The sequence below is a fragment of the Muricoccus radiodurans genome, assembly GCF_050154705.1.
Classification (GTDB): domain Bacteria; phylum Pseudomonadota; class Alphaproteobacteria; order Acetobacterales; family Acetobacteraceae; genus Roseomonas; species Roseomonas radiodurans.
The window spans coordinates 3,509,586-3,527,301 of sequence record NZ_CP189561.1; the positions used below are offsets into that span (position 1 = coordinate 3,509,586).

A 17,716-nucleotide genomic window follows, 5' to 3' on the forward strand; every position below is an offset into this window, starting at 1 on the left:
GCGGCGCTCAGCCCGGCCGGCCGCCGATGGTCACGGGTCGGTCCGGATCGGCGCTCCAGGCCGACCAGGAGCCGGGATACATCGCCGCCTCGATCCCGATCGAGGCGAGAGCGGCCACCGTGTGCGCCGCGGACACGCCCGCTCCGCAGGACACGCCGACCGGCCGCGTGCCATCCACACCGAGCGCCGCGTAGAGATGACGCAGCGTCTCCGCTTCCGCGAAGGTCCCGTCCTCCAGTAGGGCATCGGCCGCGGGCGCGCTGACGGAGCCGGGGATATGCCCGCGCGCGGGCTGGCCGGTCCCGACGGGACCGCCGATGTAGTTCGCCCGGATCCGCGTATCGAGCAGGATGCCGTCGCGGGCCTGGACGGCGGCCGCATCCGCGTCCAGCACGGGCAGGTGACCGCCGGACAGCACAACGTCGCCTTCCGCCGGCGCCGGCGCGGTTCGGACCGATGACAGGCCGGCCGCCTTCCAGGCCGCGAAGCCGCCATCCAGCAGGCGCACATCCGCGATCCCCGCCCAGCGCAGCACCCACCAAGCCCGGCCGGCCTGGAGGCCGCGATCATGGTCATAGACGACGACGGGGCTGGACCGGCGGATGCCCCAGCGCCTTGCGTCCCGCTGCAGCTCCGCGATTGCGGGAAGCGGGCGCGATCCGTTCGTGCCGCCGCCCGGACCGGCCATCTCCGTCGGCATGTCGATGTCGACCGCGCCGGGGATGCGTTCATCCCCGGCGAAGGCCGAGAGATCCCGCCGGCCCACATTCCGCACCGCGAGGATGACCAGGTCTTCCGCGGCGTGAAGGCGGTCCGCCAACGCGCTCGCGGTGATCAGCACCCTGGCACGTGGATCGTCCATCGAAGTCTCCCGACCGGTCGTTGACGCAGCCGGTCGTCAACCCTGTTGTCGCCGGGGTCGATGGCCTGGCTGGCCGCTTCCCCGCGGCGCAAGGTCCTTACCCGATGCGCGCTTGGTCGGGGAGCGGTGGCCGGCGCCAGCATCAGCCGCGCGGAGAGCGGGACGCTTCGCAGGGCGGCGCGGGGCCGCCCTGCGGGTGTCAGCGCCAGCCGTCCCGCCGGCCCCAGCCATCGGCGTAGCGCTCACCACGCCAGCCTCCCTCGCGCCCGCGCCAGCCCGGTGCCGAGCTGGCGTAGCCGTGGTGACGGCCGTAGCCGTGATCGCCGCGGTAGCCATAGGGACCACCGGGATAGACCGCGCAGCCCGCGAGCGTGGCGCTGGCGACGATGGCAGTCAGAGCGGGCGCAATCCAGGAGCGGCGGTTCATCAGAACCTCCCTGGCGAGGCTGCCGCGGCGGAATGCCGGTGGCACCTTGCCTTGTTCCGATACAACGTCCCGGGGGTGTCGAGACGAGGGCCGAATCGCGCCGCCGCCGTGGCGCTTTGCGTCCGAATGTTGCGGCAGGGCCGATCCGGATTTCAGCGCGTTGCGGTCCGATCTGAAGCGTCGCAGGGCGCCGCCGCGCCGCTCCCTGGTTGGCCCGCGCGGGGTCGTGCGTGGTGCACGACGCCGGCCAGGGCCCGCTTTCCGAAGCCCTGCGGCTCCGGCACAGCTAGCTCGCGGTGATGCTGGCCTGACGGATGACCTCGCCCCACCGCCGGGCCTCCGCGTCCACGAAGGCGGCGAATTCCGAGCTGGCGCCTTCCCCCGGCTCGAAGCCCTGCCGTGCGAAGCTCTCGCGGACCGGGCCGCTGTCCAACGCCCGCCGGACCGCGCCTGCGAAACGGGTGCGGATGGCCGACGGGACGTTCGCGGGAGCGAAGAAGCCTTGCCATCCCGAGACTGCATAATCCGGCACGCCGGCCTCCGCCGCGGTGGGGATGTCCGGAGCCAGGGCGCTTCGCCGCGGTGCCGCAACGGCCAGGATCCGGGCCTGCCCGGCCTCCTCCGGGCCGCGCAGCACCGAATGCGCCTCCATGGCCAGCTGGATGCGACCCGCCGCCATCTCCTGCACCGCCATGGCGCCGGAGCGATAGGGCACGTGGGTCAGATCCATGCCCGTCCGGGCGCGCAGCAGTTCCACCGCAACATGCGTCATCTGCCCGACCCCGGAGGAGCCGTAGTTCAGCTCCCCCGGCCGGGACCGCGCATAGGAGACCAGTTCGGCCAGGGTGCGGACCGGCACGCGGGACGAGACGCCGACGAAGAAGGGGATGTTCACGGCGTGCGCGACCGGGACGAGATCCTTCATCGGATCGGCCACGCCCGGCTGCAGCAGGGGCGTGAGCACGATCTGCCCGACATTGGCATAGGCGAAGGTGGCCCCGTCCGGTGCGGCGCGCGCCGCCTCCTGCAGGGCGATCATGCCGGCGGCGCCGGAGCGGTTCTCGATGACGATCGTCTGGCCGAACTCCGCCTGCATCGCCTGCGCGAGAAGGCGGGCGATGAGATCCGCCGTGCCGCCGGGCGCGAAGCCGACGAGGAGCCGGATCGGGCGGTCCGGCCAGGCGGGCTGGGCTCCGGCCCTCGGTGCGGCCAACGCCACCCCCAACCCGGTGGCGAGCAGATGTCTCCGGATCATCGATCCCCTCCCCCGTGAGGTCCCGCGCCGGCCGGACGCGGCTCCGGCAGCCCGAGGCGCCGATACGCCTCCGCCGGGGCCTCGTGGCCGGCCATGCCATCCCGGAGCAGGCCGGTCAGGCGCGTCTCCACCGGCTGGTCCGCGATCGGGTGCAGCTGCCCGGGGTCGGTGGACAGGTCGTAGAGCGCGGTGCGGGCCTCCAGCAGGGGGTAGCGGTGCAGCATGTTCGCGGCCGCATCGGGCACCAGGGGCAACTTCAGCACCGGCATGCCCTTCGTGAAGCCGAACGGCCCGACCAGCTCCGCGCCGGCTATCTCCTTCGGCTCGAAGAAGGTCCGCATATGCAGGGGCATGAGGGTGTAGTGGTGGAGCTGGGTCTCGGCCTCCACGCCTTCCGGATAGCGCATGTAGGCGTAGCGCCCATCCGTGACGTTCACCGCCCCGCCGAACTGGCCGAACAGAGCCGCGCCGCGGACCGGCGTGTCATTCCGCAGCACCGGCAGCAGGGAACGGCCCTGCACCTCTGGCGGGACCGCGGCCCCGAAGATCTCCAGGATCGTCGGCATCAGGTCCATGGTCTGCGTCAGCGCCCGCCGGCGAGCGCCGGCGGCGGGAATGGCCGGGTGATGGACGAAGAGCGGAATCCGCGCCACCTCCTCATAGAAGGGCGGACGGTTCTTGCCCCAGTACTCGTGCTCGCCCAGCAGCAGCCCGTGGTCGGTGGAGACGATCAGCGCCGTGTCGTCCCAGGCGGCATTCCCATCCATCCAATCGAGCACGCGCCCTAGATACTCGTCGCACATGGCGACGAGTGCGAGATAATTCGCGCGCAGCTCCGCCTCCTCGTCGGGCCGGTAATCGGCCCGGCCGTAGCGCGGCCAGTCGAGGACAGGTCCGCGGTAATTCGTCGGCAGCCCCTCCCGAAAGCGGCGCGCGGCGAAGAAGGGCTCGTGCGGGTCGAAGCATTCAAGGTGCAGCAGCCAGTTGTCGGCCTGCGCATTCCGGTCGAGGAACTCGAGGGCCGACGCCGTGCAGAGGGCGATCGGGTAACCCGCTTCCTCCTCGCCCATCGCCTCCCGCGAGACGTAGTAGGGCATGTTGGCGTTCGGGTCCGTGCGGCCGTCGAACTGGCTCGCGTGGTAGGTGCCGCGCATCCGCTCGATCGGCAGGTCCACCACCCCCTTCCACTTATCTTTCTCCTGTCCGCGGAAGAATTCCCAGGAGGAGTAGCGGCCGTGGAAGCCGACGCCGCCATCCTCGAAGTAGTGGTAGTGGTCGGTGATGAGGTGGCTGTACGTGCCCCGTTCGGAGCGCAGGATCTCCGGGAAGGCATTGTCGAAGGGCTCGAGCGGTCCCCAGGCGCGGTGCAGGAAGTTCAGGCGCCCCGTCATCAGGTCCCGGCGCGCGGGCATGCAGGGCAGGCTGCCGACATAGTGGGTCTCGAAGGTCGCGCAGCGGGCCGCGAGGCGGTCAAAGTTCGGTGTCGGAACCACCTGGCCACCATAGGCGCCGAGAACATGCCGATTCAGACTGTCGAACAGCACGTAGATCAGGCGCATCCGATCCCCCCAACGCTCCCGATCCTAGAGGATTTGCGGTCTTGGGGAAGATCGCCGGGTCAGGGCGGGATGGGCAGCAACACAGGGTGGAGTGACCCGGTGATCACTCCCTGCACCCCAGCACGGGCGTCGGCCGCCGTCGGAACTACCGCCAACATCCCCGCCGTATCGATGCCTCGCGCTCGGTGCCTGCGCCACCAAGTGCAGGCACCAGGCGGCTTCCGTACGGAGAAGACCCCAGACAGTAGCGGTGCACCGAGGGTCTGTCGCTCAGCGCCGGACCGAAGGCGCTGAGCCGATCACAGCACCTGATCGGGCGGGAAGCCCTGGGAGACGTTGATGGGACCGTTACCCAGGAACTCCGAGATCCAGTTCTCCACCAGAACGGGCACGATCTGGTTTCCGTTAACGATGCCCCTCGGCGCGTCGGCATTCGAGGCGATGAACTCGACACCCGGCAGCACGCTCCCGGTGGTGGCGCCCTGGAAGGTATCGTTATTAAGGATGAACCCGGCATTGGGCCCGAGATACAGGGCCATGCGACCTTCCGGCGTGCGCTCGATCACGCTGAACCCGCTGTAGCCGTAGATGGTCAGCGTGTCGCCCTCGTTCGGATTGAAGTCCAGCAGGAGGTCGACGCCGTCGCCGGCCTGCCAGATGAAGCGGTCCGCCCCGGCGTTGCCTTCCAGCACGTCACCGACGCCCACGCCCGTAACATGGCCCTCCGCGTCGAGCTGCATGCGCCCGGCATCACGGCCGCCGATCACGAGATCCAGGCCATCCGCCCCCTGGAGAGAGTCCGAACCGTCCCCGCCAACGACGACGTCGTTGCCCTCGTTGCCGGTCAGCAGATCGTCGCCGTCTCCCCCGAAGAGAGAGTCGTCGCCCAGCTCGCCCTGCATGTTGTCGTCGCCGGCACCGGACATCAGGGTATCGTTGCCGGAACCACCCTCGCCGATGTCGTTGCCGTCTCCGCCAAGGATCACGTCGTTCCCGGCCTGACCCTGGACGTTGTCATCGCCGCGGCCGCCGTCGAGGTAGTCGTTCCCGTCATGCCCGTTCAGCGCGTCGCTTCCGTCGTCCCCGTAGGAGGTATCATTCCCGCCCAGGCCATTGATGTTGTCGTTGCCTCCATTGCCGCGGACGATCTCGGGCTGGTCGTTGCCCGGGTATCCGTCATTCCCGTCGCCCAGGTTGATCACCGTCGAACCCGCCGGCGTCTGGCTCAGCGCGAGCACGAGGCCGGCCCCGCTGCGCAGGTCGACGACCCCGTCGGTGATCTGCACGAGAAGGCTCGAGATACCGGTATCCGGCGCAGCATCGCTGTCCAGCGCCTCGTTGGTTCCCCGGTCCTGGGCCGTGAACGCGGTGCCGATCAGCGGCGCGAACTGGACCCGATAGATCCCATCATCCAGGCCGGTGAAGCTGTAATGTCCCGAGGTATCCGTGACCGTCGTCGGCCCGAGCGGGACACCGTCCGCACTCAGCAGGCGGACCTCGACGCCCGCCAGCAACGGCTCGCGCGCGTCGCGGACGCCATTGCCGTTCACGTCCAGCCAGACGTCACCGCCCACTTCCGTGTCCGGCGGCGTGTAGAGGCCGGCCGCGACGTTGTAGATCGTCGTGTCGGAGGTGATCGTGAAGAGATCGGAACGCCCGCTCGTCGGGTCGACGTCGCTGTCGCGCGTGTCGTCCGCGCCCTGGTTCTGCGCGCTGAACAGGGTGTCCGCCGGCGCGACGACCTCGATCCGGTACTGGCCGGGCTGCACCTTCACGAAGCTGTAGGTGCCGCCGCTGTTGGTCGTGGTGGTGGCCACGAGGCCACCGCTGGCGTCCAGCAGCCGCACGACGACGTCGGCGATGCCGGCCTCTCCGGCATCGCGGATGCCGTTGTTGTTCAGGTCGTTGAAGACGATGCTGCCCGTCCGGCTGAGGGTGACCGGCGTATAGATCGCGGCGCCGACATCGTTCAGCGCCTGGCCGGCGGTAAGGGTGAAGGCATCGGTGATGCCGGTGCCCGGGTTGGCGTCGCTGTCCCGCGCGTCGTTGGCGCCCTGGTCCTGGCTGCTGAAGCCGGTTCCGGACGGCGCGACGAACTGCACCCGGTACTCGCCAGGCCGGATGCCGTCGAAGCCGTAGGTGCCGCCCGTGCCCGTCGTGGTGCTCGCGACGACCGCGCCGCTCGCATCGAGAAGGCGCACGCTGACCCCGGCCAAGCCGGTCTCCCCCGCGTCGCGGATGCCGTTGCCGTTCACGTCGTTGAAGACGATGTTGCCGGAGCCCGACACGGATGCGGGGACAAAGACGCCCGCGGCGACATTGTAGACGCTGGTTCCCGGGGAGACGGTGAACAGGTCGGAGAGGCCCGTGGCGGGATTGATGTCGCTGTCGCGGGCATCGTCGCCCCCCTGGTTCTGCGGGCTGAACAGCCTTCCCGTGGGGGCGTCGACTGCGATCCGGTACTGGCCGGGCTGAAGGCCCGTGAAGGTGTAGGTCCCACCGCTGTTCGTTACAGTTGTGGCCACGACGCTGCCATCGGCATCCAGCAGGCGCACGGTGACGTTGGCGATGCCGGCCTCCCCGGCGTCGCGGATGCCGTTGGCGTTCCGGTCATCAAACACGATGCTGCCGGTCCGGATGATCGTGGTCGGCGTGTAGAGCCCTGCCGCCACGTTGTAGACGGACGAGTCGGAGGTGACCGTGAAGAGATCGGAGCGGCCGGTGCTGGGGTCGACATCGCTGTCCCGCGTGTCGTCGCCTCCCTGATCTTCCTGGGTGAAGGCGGTGCCGGACGGAGCGACCACCTCGATCCGGTACTGGCCGGGCAGGATGTTGCTGAAGGCGTAGGTGCCGCCGCTGTTGGTCGTTGTTGTGGCCACGCGGTCCCCGGCCGCGTTCAGCAGGCGCACGGTGACGTCGGCGACCCCGGCTTCGCCGGCATCGCGGATGCCGTTACCGTTCAGATCGTTGAAGACGATGCTGCCCGAGCGGTCGATGCTGGTCGAGGTGACGAAGCCGGCGGCGAGATGGTCGGCGATCCCGCCCGAGGCGAGCGTGATGGAGCTGGTGCGCCCCGTGGTGACGTTGACGTCGCTGTCCCGGTCATCGTCGCCGCCCCGGTTCTGCCCGGTGAACTGCGCCCCCGTCGGCGCGACGAACTCCACCTGGTAGATGCCCGGCGCCACACCGGCGAAGCTGTAGGCGCCCGCGGCCCCGGTCGTTGTCGAGGAAACGATCGCGCCCGACCGGTCCACCAGCCGCACCGTCACCCCCGCCAGCCCGGCCTCACCGTCATCATGCAGGCCATTGCCGTTGACATCGGAGAAGGCTTCGCCGCTGAAGCTGACCGGGACATAGATGCCGGCCCCGACATTCGCGATGGTGCTGCCGGAGAGCACATTCAACGTGTCGCTGCGGCCCGTGGTCGGGTCGGCGTCGCTGTCCACCGCGTTGTTGCTGCCCTGGTGGGCGGCCGTGAACACCGTGCCATCGGGCGCCGTGAACTCGACCTGGTACTGGCCCGGGGTGAAGGAGTCGAAGCTGTAGGTGCCATCCGCGGTCGTGGTGGTGGTGGCGACGGTGTCGCCGACATTGTTCACCAGCCGGACCGTGACCCCCGCGACACCGCCCTCCCCGCTGTCGCGGATGCCATTCCCGTTCGTGTCGGCGAAGACAATATTGCCCTCGCCTGTCGTGGCCGGGCTGAAGACGCCGGCCGCGATGCCACTGACCACCTGGCCCGACACGACCTCGAAGAGGGCCGTGCGGCCGTTGAGCTGGTCGGCGTCGCTGTCCACCGTGTCGTTGTCGCCCCGATCCTGCGCGGTCAGGAGCGTCCCGTTGGGCGCGACGAACTCCAGCTGATAGGTGCCCGGGGCCACGCCCGTGAAGCTGTAGCTTCCGTTGCTGGCCGTGGTGGCGGTCGCGACGAGGTTCCCGTTCACGTCGAGCAGGCGCACGGTGGCGCCGGCGATGCCGGGCTCCGAGGCCTCCCGGATGCCGTCGGCATCGGTATCCGCGAAGACGACACCCCCCGTGCCGCCGATCCGCCCCGGCGTATAGGTTCCGGCCGAGACATAGCCCAGGGACTGTCCGGAGGTGAGGCTGATGGTCCCGGTCCGCCCGTTGCTCGCGACATCGCTGTCGAGCGCGTCGTCGCCACCCTGGTCACGCGCGGTGAAGACCGTGCCGGAAGGTGCCGTGAAGCGGATCTGGTAGTTGCCGGGCGCCACGTCGGCGAAGCTGTAGGCGCCCGACGCGCCGGTCGTGGTGGTGGCGACCACCGTTCCGCTGGTGGTCACCAGCTGGACCGCCACGCCCGCCGTGCCGGCCTCGCCCGCCCCCTGGATGCCGTCGCCGTTGGTGTCGGTGAAAGCGACCCCGCTCACGTTCGCCAGCCTGTAGGTGCCGGCGGACAGGTTGGTCACGCTGCCGCCGGACGCGACCGTGAAGCTGCTGCTCAGGCCGTTGGCATCCACCTCGCTGTCCCGGGCGTCGTTGGTGCCCTGGTCCCGCGCGCTGAACACGGTGCCATTGGGCGCGACGAACTGGGCCCGATAGGTGCCGGGGTCGACGTCCGCGAAGCTGTAGGTGCCGTCGGCCCCGGTGGTGGTGGTCGCGACCACCGTGCCGGCCGCGTTGATCAGGCGCACGGTGACGCCGGGGGTCCCGGGCTCGCCGCTGTCGCGGATCCCGTCGCCATCCGTGTCGGTGAAGGCGAACCCGCTGACCCGGGCGGCGGTGAAGAGGCCGGCCGAGAGATCCGTGACATTCCCGCCGGATGCCAGAGTGAAGGCGGCGCTCCGGCCGGTGGTCGGGTTGACGTCACTATCCGTCGCGTCGTTCGTCCCCTGGTCCTGGGCGGTGAAGACCGTCCCGCGGGGTGCGACGAATTGGGTCGAGTAGGTGCCCGGTGCGATTCCCGTGAAGCGGTAGGCGCCGTTCGTGTCGGTGGTGGAGGTCGCGATTACGGCGCCGCTGCTGTTGAGCAGCTGCACCGTCACGCCCGCCGCCCCCGTCTCGCCCGTGCCCTGGATGCCGTCGCCATTCGTGTCGACGAAGGCCGTCCCGCTGACGCTCACCGGGGTGTAGAAGCCGGAGGAGATGTTGCCGGCCGTCTGGCCGGAGGTGACGGTGATCAGCCCCGTGCGGCCCGTGGTCGGATCGGGCTCGCTGTCCGTCACGTCGTTCGCGCCCTGGTTCTGGGCGGTGAAGACCGTGCCATCGGGTGCGACGAACTGCACCTGGTACTGGCCGGGCGCGACGTTCCGGAAGCTGTAGGTCCCGGAGCTCGCGCTCGTCGTGGTGGCCACGACGGCGCCGCTGGCGTCCAGAAGCCGCACCGAGACGCCCCCGAGGCCGGCCTCGCCGGTGTTGCGGATGCCGTCGCCGTTGGTGTCGGTGAAGGCGAGGCCGCTGAGGGTTCCGGGCGTGTAGCTGCCGGCCGAGATGTTCGCGGCCGCCTGGCCGGAGGCGAGGGTGAAGGCGGCGGTGCGCCCGGTGGCGTTCACGTCGCTGTCCACCGCGTCGTTGCCGCCCGCGTCCTGGGCCGTGAACACGGCGCCGGAGGCCGCCGCGAACTGCACCTGGTAGGTGCCCGGCGCGACGCCGGTGAAGCTGTACGCCCCGCCCGTGCCGGTGGTGGTGGTCGCAACCACCGCCCCCGCGCTGTTCAGCAGCTGCACCGTCTGCCCGGCGGTGCCCGTCTCGCCGCTGCCCTGGACGCCGTCGCCGTTCGCATCCACGAAGGCCGTGCCGCTGACGCTCACCGGCGTGAACACGCCGGCCGAGAGGTTGGCCACGCTGCCGCCGGAGGTGAGGGTGACCAGCCCGGTGCGGCCGGTGGCGGGATTGACGTCGCTGTCGACCGCGTCGTTCGTGCCCACGTCCTGGGACGTGAAGGCGGTGCCGGTGGGCGCGGTGAACTGCACCCGGTAGCTCCCGGGCGCGACACCGGTGAAGCTGTACGCCCCGCCCGTGCCGGTGGTGGTGGTCGCGACCACCGCCCCCGCGCTGTCCAGCAGCTGCACGGCCACCCCCGCCGTGCCCGCCTCCCCGCTCCCCCGGATGCCGTCCCCGTTCGTGTCCACGAACGCTTGGCCGCTGATGCCGGTCGGCGCATAGGCGCCGGCGGACACATTGGCCAGGTTCTGGCCGGAGGTCAGCGTCAGCAGCGCCGTGCGCCCGGTGGCATTCGCATCGCTGTCCACCGCATCGTTGCCGCCCTGATCCTGGGGGCTGAAGACCGTGCCATCCGGCGCGGTGAACTGCACTTGGTACTGCCCCGGCGTGACGCTGCCGAAGCTGTAGGTGCCGTTGGACGCCGTGGTGGTCGTCGCGACCACCGTGCCGGCGCTGTTCAGCAACTGCACGGTCTGGCCGGCGATGCCCGCCTCGCCCGTGGCGCGGATGCCATCGCCGTTCAGGTCGGTGAACAGAAGCCCGCTGACCCGGGCGGGGGTATAGGTGCCCGCGGAAACGTTCGCGGCCGCCTGGCCGGAGGTCAGCGTGATCGGCCCGGTACGCCCGGTCCCGTTGACATCGCTATCCACCGAATCATCGCCGCCCTGATCCTGGGCGGTGAAGCTGGTGCCGGCCGGGGACGCGAACTGAACCTGATAGGTCCCCGGCGTCACGCCGGCGAAGCGATAGGTGCCGTCGCTGTCCGTGGTGGTGGTCGCGACCACCGTGCCCGCGCTGTTCAGCAGCTGCACGGTCTGGCCGGCTGTGCCCACCTCGGAACTGCCCTGGATGCCGTCGCCATTCGCGTCGGTGAAGGCGGTGCCGCTGATGGTCGTCGCGGTGAAGATGCCGGCCGAGACATTGGCCGCGCTCCCGCCGGAGGACAGGATGATCGGGCCGGCGCGGCCGGTGGTGGGGTTGGCGTCGCTGTCGATCGCGTCGTTCGCCCCCTGGTCCTGCGCGGTGAAGACGGTGCCGCCGGGCGCCACGAAGCCGATCTGATAGGACCCTGGCGCGATGCCGGCGAAGTTGTAGGCCCCATCCGCGTCGGTCGTCGTGGTCGCGACCACCGTGCCGGCCGCGTTCAGCAGCTGCACAGCCTGCCCGGCGATCCCGGCCTCGCCGGTGCCGCGGATGCCGTCCCCATTGGTGTCGGCGAACACGGTGCCGCCGAGCGTCACCGGCGTGTAGCTGCCCGCCGAGATATTGGTCGCGGCCTGGCCGGAGGCGAGGGTGATGGGCGCCGTGCGGCCGGTGGTCGGCGCCACGTCGCTGTCCACCGCGTCATTCGTGCCGACATCCTGCCGCGTGAAGACCGTTCCCGCAGCCGCGGCGAACTGCACCTGATACGTGCCCGGCGCGATGCCGGTGAAGCTGTACGCCCCGCCCGTGCCGGTCGTGGTGGTCGCGACCACCGCCCCCGCGCTGTTCAGCAGCTGCACCGTCTGCCCGGCGGTGCCCGTCTCGCCGCTGCCCTGGATGCCGTCGCCGTCCGTATCGGTGAAGGCCACACCGCTGAGGCTGACCGGCGCATAGACCCCCGCGGAAACATTCGCCTGGGCCTGCCCCGAGGCAAGGGTGATGAGCCCGGTCCGGCCGGTCGCGGGATTGGCGTCGCTGTCGTTGTCGTCGGAGTTGCCCTGGTCCTGGGCCGTGAAGACGGTGCCGTTGGGCGCGACGAACTGGACCTGGTACCCGCCCGGCGGCTGGCCGGTGAAGCTGTAGGCCCCGCCCGTGCCCGTGGTGGTGGTCGCGACGACCGTTCCGGACGCGTTCAGCAGCCGCACGGTCTGACCCGCGATCCCGGCCTCGCCGCTGCTCCGGAGGCCGTCCCCGTCCGCATCGGTGAAGAGCAGGCCGCTGACCGTGACCGGCGTGTAGATTCCGGCGCCCACATTGGAGATGGTGCCGCCAGAGGAGACGACGACGCTGCCGCTGAGCCCGTTCGCCGGGTTGACGTCGCTGTCCAGCGCCTCGTTCGACCCCTGGTCCCGCGCGGTGAAGACGGTGCCGCCCGGCGCGACGAACTGCACGTAGTAGGTTCCTGGCGCCACACCCGCGAAACTGTAGATCCCGTCGGGATCGGTGGTCGTGGTCGAGACCACCGCGCCCGCGCCGTTCAGCAGCCGGACCGTGGCGCCGGCCACGCCGCCCTCCCCGGCATCACGAATGCCGTTGCCGTTGGCGTCCACGAAGAACACGTTCCCCGTGCCGGTGGCAGCCGGGGTGAAGACGCCCGCGGCGAGGTCGGTGACATCCTGCCCCGAGGCGAGGGTGAACAGCGCGGTCCGCCCGGTGGCGGCGTTCGCGTCGCTGTCGATCGCGTCGTTGCTGCCCTGGTCCTGCGCCGTGAAGACCGTGCCGTTCGGGGCGACGAACTGGACCTGGTACTGGCCCGGCGTCAGGTTGGCGAAGTTGTAGCCTCCGTCGCTGCCCGTGGTCGTGGTCGCGACAAGCGTTCCATCGCCGTTGAGCAGCCGCACCGTGGCGCCGGCCACCGCGGGATCGCCGCTATCCCGGACCCCGTTTCCATCGCTGTCGGAGAAGACGAAGCCGCTCGCGCTGCCCGGCACGAAGAGGCCGGCCGAGACATTGGCCGTGGCCTGCCCGGAGGCGACGGTGAGGACGCCGGTGCGGCCCGTGGTGGGGTTGGCATCGCTGTCCACCGCATCATTCGCGCCCACATCCTGGGCCGTGAAGGCGGTGCCGGTGGGGGCGACGAACTGCACCTGATAGCTGCCCGGGGTGACGCCGGTGAAGCTGTAAGCGCCTCCCGTGCCGGTGGTGGTCGTCGCCACCACCGTGCCGTCCGTGCTCAGCAGGCGGACCGCCACGCCGGCCTGGCCGCTCTCCGCCGCGCCCTGGATGCCGTCGCCATTCGTGTCGGTGAAGGCCACACCGGAGATCGTGGCCGGGGTGAAGAGGCCGGCCGACAGATTGGCGGCAGTCTGGCCGGATGCGAGGGTGAAGGCGGCGCTACGGCCCGTGGCCCCGACGTCGCTGTCGACGGCGTCGTTGCCGCCCTGATCCTGCGCCGTGAAGCTGGTGCCCGACGGGGCGCTGAACTGGACCTGATAAGTGCCCGGGGCGACCCCCGTGAAGCTGTAGGCCCCGCCCGTGCCGGTGGTGGTGGTCGCGACCACCGTGCCCGCGCCATTCAGCAGTTGCACGGTCTGTCCGGCCAGGCCCGTCTCGCCGGTGCCCTGAATACCGTCCCCGTTCGCGTCGGTGAAGGCGATGCCGTTGACGCTCACCGGCGTGTAGGTCCCGGCGTCCAGGTTGGACACGGTTCCGCCGGAGCTCAGCGTGACCGACGCGGTGCGCCCGTTGGCGCCGGCGTCGCTGTCCACCGCGTCGTCCGTGCCCTGGTCCTGCGCCGTGAACACCGTGCCCGTGGGGGCGGTGAACTGCACCCGGTAGGTGCCGGGTGCGACGCCGGTGAAGCTGTACGCCCCGCCACTCCCTGTCGTCGTCGTGGCGACGATATCGCCGGCGCTGTTCAGCAGCTGGACGGTCTGGCCGGCTGGCCCGGCCTCGCCGGTGTTGCGGATGCCGTCGCCGTTGGTGTCGGTGAAGGCGAGGCCGCTGAGGGTTCCGGGCGTGTAGCTGCCGGCCGAGATGTTCGCGGCCGCCTGGCCGGAGGCGAGGGTGAAGGCGGCGGTGCGCCCGGTGGCGTTCACGTCGCTGTCCACCGCGTCGTTGCCGCCCGCGTCCTGGGCCGTGAACACGGCGCCGGAGGCCGCCGCGAACTGCACCTGGTAGGTGCCCGGCGCGACGCCGGTGAAGCTGTACGCCCCGCCCGTGCCGGTGGTGGTGGTCGCAACCACCGCCCCCGCGCTGTTCAGCAGCTGCACCGTCTGCCCGGCGGTGCCCGTCTCGCCGCTGCCCTGGACGCCGTCGCCGTTCGCATCCACGAAGGCCGTGCCGCTGACGCTCACCGGCGTGAACACGCCGGCCGAGAGGTTGGCCACGCTGCCGCCGGAGGTGAGGGTGACCAGCCCGGTGCGGCCGGTGGCGGGATTGACGTCGCTGTCGACCGCGTCGTTCGTGCCCACGTCCTGGGACGTGAAGGCGGTGCCGGTGGGCGCGGTGAACTGCACCCGGTAGCTCCCGGGCGCGACACCGGTGAAGCTGTACGCCCCGCCCGTGCCGGTGGTGGTGGTCGCGACCACCGCCCCCGCGCTGTCCAGCAGCTGCACGGCCACCCCCGCCGTGCCCGCCTCCCCGCTCCCCCGGATGCCGTCCCCGTTCGTGTCCACGAACGCTTGGCCGCTGAGCGACACCGGCGTGTAGCTGCCCGCCGAGACGTTCGTGGCCGCCTGCCCAGAGGTGAGGGTGATCGCGGCCGTGCGCCCGGTGGCGTTCACGTCGCTGTCCACCGCGTCGTCGCCGCCCTGGTCCTGCGCGGTGAAGCGGGTGCCCGTCGCCGCGGTGAACTGCACCTGATAGGTGCCGGGAACGACGCCGGTGAAGCTGTAGGTGCCCCCCGTGCCGGTGGTGGTCGTCGCGACCACCGTGCCGGCGCTGTTCAGCAACTGCACGGTCTGGCCGGCGATGCCCGCCTCGCCCGTCCCCTGGATGCCGTCGCCATTCGCGTCGGTGAAGGCTGTGCCGCTGACGCTCACCGGCGCATAGATACCCGCCGAGAGGTTGGTTACGCTGCCACCGGAGGCGACGGTGAAGCTGGCGGTGCGGCCGGTGGTGACGTTCGCGTCGCTGTCCACCGCGTCGTTGCTGCCCTGGTCCTGAGGGCTGAACACCGTGCCGGTGGGGGACACGAACTGCACCTGATAAGTGCCCGGCGCCACACCGGTGAAGCTGTACGCACCGCCCGTGCCGCTCGTCGTGGTGGCCACGACGGCCCCGGCCGCGTTCAGCAGTTGGACCGTGACGCCGGTCCGGCCGGCATCGGCGCCTCCCTGGATGCCGTCCGCATTCGCGTCAGTGAAGACGACGCCGCTCACCGTCGCCGGCGTGTAGAGGCCGGCGGCCACATTCGTGGCGGCCCCGCCGGAGGTGAGGACGATCGAGCCGGTGCGGCCCGTGGTGGGATTCACATCGCTGTCCACCGCGTCGTTCGTGCCCTGGTCCTGGGCCGTGAAGACGGTGCCATTGGGCGCGGTGAACTGCACGGAATAGGTGCCCGGCGCCACACCGGTGAAGCTGTAAGCCCCGCTTGAATTCGTGGTGGTCGTGGCCACTACGGTGCCCGCGGCGTTCAGCAGCTGCGCCGTCACGCCGGCCACGGTCCCCTCGCCGGCGCCCCGCACGCCGTCGCCATTCGTATCGGTGAAGGCGGTGCCGCTGATGCTGATCGGCGTGTAGCTGCCGGCGGAGAGGTTGGCGACGGTCTGGCCCGAGGTGACCGTGACCACGGCGCTGCGGCCCGCCGTGTTCACGTCGCTGTCGACCGCGTCGTTGCTGCCCTGGTCCTGGCCCGTGAAGCTGGTGCCGGCCGCGGCCACGAACTGCACCTGATAAGAGCCCGGGACGATGCCCGTGAAGCTGTAGGCGCCGGTCGTCCCGGTGGTGGTGGTCGCGACCACCGTCCCGGCCGCGTTCAGCAACTGGACCGTCTGACCGGCGATGATGCTGTCGCCGCTGCCCTGGATGCCGTCGCCATTCGCATCAGTGAAGGCGACGCCACTGATGGTGGCCGGTGCGTATTCGCCCGCATTGACCGTGGCGGTTGCGCCATTCGCCACCGTGACGCTCGCCGTCCCCGTGCTGCCGACCGAGCTGTTGGGCAGCGAGCCGCTGCTGCCGGAGGGCGAGAAGGTGCTGCCGCTCGCGGCGACCACCTGCACGGTGTAGGTCCCGGCCGTGAGATTCCCGAAGGTATAGTTGCCGGAGGAATCGGTCGTGGTGGTCGCGACGACCGTGCTGCCGCTGAGCAGGCGCACCGTCTGGCCGGAGAGGCCGGCATCGCTGGCCGCCTTGCTGCCGTCGGCGTTGGCATCGATGAAGACGTTGCCGGTGATGGTGGCCGGGGGAAAGTACAGCCCCGCGCTCTGGTTGCCGATGCTCTGGCCCGAGGTCAGCGTGAAGCTGGAGGTCTGACCGTTCGTCTCCACCTGCGAGCTTGTCGTCAGGTCCCGCGTCGTCTGGCCCGCGGTGACGTAGACGTTGTCCACCAGCACGTCCTTCGCCGCGCCGGACGCTGTCTGGTAGGTGAGGGAGAAGGTGACGGTGCCCGTCGTCTGGGCGGTGAAGATGGACGCGAAATGCGTCCAGTCGCCGGCAGCGATGATCGTGCCCGTGTTGGACCCGCCGATCAGGAGGGTCTGGCTGCCGATCCGCGCCGTCAGCGTGAAGGCCCCCGCATTCCCGGATCCCGGCAGGGCCTGATACACGTCGAAGCCGACCTCGTAGACCTGGCCCGTGGTCAGGTTCACCGACTGGGAAATGGTCTCGATGGCGCCGTCATCCACGAAGAAGGCCGCGTGGGTCCCGGATCCGCCCGCATAATAGGGGTTGGCGTCATCGGGCGCGACGACGCCGGAGTAGTTGTTGGTGCTGCTGCCGCTGGTCGCGAAGGCGGTCTTGCCATCGGTCAGCGCCTGCTCCGGCCCCTGGCCGGGGCCGCTGCCATACGGCGTGGAGGTGGTGTTGCCGCTGACCGTCCAGCCGGCATAGCCCGGACGCCCCCCGGTCGCCGTCGTCTCGAAGCTCCCGTTCGTCAGCAGGTTGTTCTGGGCCGTGATCGACCCTCCCACCGGCTGGGGCGCGGTGTTGGTGCCGCGGGGCGAGAAGACCGCGCCGGACGGCGCCACGAACTGCACGGAATAGGTGCCCGGCGCCAAGTCCGTGAAGCTGTAGGTCCCGTTCGTTGCCGTGGTGGTGGTGGAGACGACCGTGCCGCCGGCGTTGAGCAGCCGCACCGTCACCCCGGCGCGCACGCTCTCGCCCGTATCGACGACGCCGTCATTGTCCAGATCGGTGAAGGCGGTCCCGCGTACGGACACCGGCTCATAGAGGCCGGCATTCTGGTTCGACACGGTGGTGTTCAGTGCGACCGAGAAGTTCGGCGAAGAACCGGTGGAGGAGACCACGCTGTTCGGCGTGGTCGTGCTCGTCCCGACAGGGGAGAAGTCGTCGCCGGTCGGGGCCACGACCTGGACCCGGTAGGTTCCCGGCAGGATCTCGGAGAAGCTGTAGGTCCCGTCGGCCGCGGTGGTCGTGGTCGCATACACCAGCCCGAGGCTGTTCACGAGCCGGACGGTGATGCCGCTCAGCCCGACATCCGTGCTTTCCCGGAGCCCGTCCGCGTCCTGGTCCAGGAAGACGGTGCCGGTGACACGGTTGCCGTAGGCCATGCTCGTTTTCCCGACCGTTGCGTCCCGCAGGTGCGGGCGTTAACCAAATTTTCTACCCTGAGTTGCTGGAAATGGGAGAGATTAACTTTTCACGAGTGTTTGAACGCTTTACACGTCAGTTTTGTTGTTGAGTCGTTAGGACACGTTAAACTCAGCGAAGAAGGCCCCTTGAAAGGCTGTCCCGAAAGGCTGGAACCAGAGCGATTTCCAGACAAACATCTCGGTGGACTTGGAGTGAGCGCGCGTCTGCATGGCCGCCCGATCATCCACGATGCCCGCCGGCTGGCGGCCACAGCGTTCACGCCGAGCCGGCGAGCGTCGCAGCGCTGCGGCTGA

The 17,716-nt window shown here is 70.3% G+C and carries 5 protein-coding genes; all 5 read right to left on the minus strand.

The window, feature by feature from the left end; genetic code table 11:
* Nucleotides 1-7 precede the first annotated feature (7 nt).
* Nucleotides 8-862: a sulfurtransferase gene (locus ACP6CK_RS16730; protein ID WP_426954433.1), complete on the minus strand. Its 855-nt coding sequence runs from the start codon at nucleotides 860-862 to the stop codon at nucleotides 8-10.
* Between the two features lie 199 nt (nucleotides 863-1,061).
* Nucleotides 1,062-1,289, minus strand: coding sequence for a hypothetical protein (locus ACP6CK_RS16735; protein WP_426954434.1), 228 nt, complete (start codon nucleotides 1,287-1,289; stop codon nucleotides 1,062-1,064).
* A 286-nt stretch (nucleotides 1,290-1,575) separates the two neighbouring features.
* On the minus strand, nucleotides 1,576-2,544 hold the full coding sequence (locus ACP6CK_RS16740) for a Bug family tripartite tricarboxylate transporter substrate binding protein (RefSeq protein ID WP_426954435.1): 969 nt from the start codon (nucleotides 2,542-2,544) through the stop codon (nucleotides 1,576-1,578).
* On the minus strand, nucleotides 2,541-4,103 hold the full coding sequence (locus tag ACP6CK_RS16745) for a sulfatase (protein ID WP_426954436.1): 1,563 nt from the start codon (nucleotides 4,101-4,103) through the stop codon (nucleotides 2,541-2,543). Before ACP6CK_RS16745 ends, ACP6CK_RS16740 begins: the two co-directional genes overlap by 4 nt.
* Nucleotides 4,104-4,402: 299 nt before the next feature.
* A complete protein-coding gene (locus tag ACP6CK_RS16750; RefSeq protein ID WP_426954437.1) occupies nucleotides 4,403-17,380 on the minus strand; it encodes an SdrD B-like domain-containing protein in 12,978 nt (4,325 codons plus the stop codon).
* Nucleotides 17,381-17,716 lie beyond the last annotated feature (336 nt).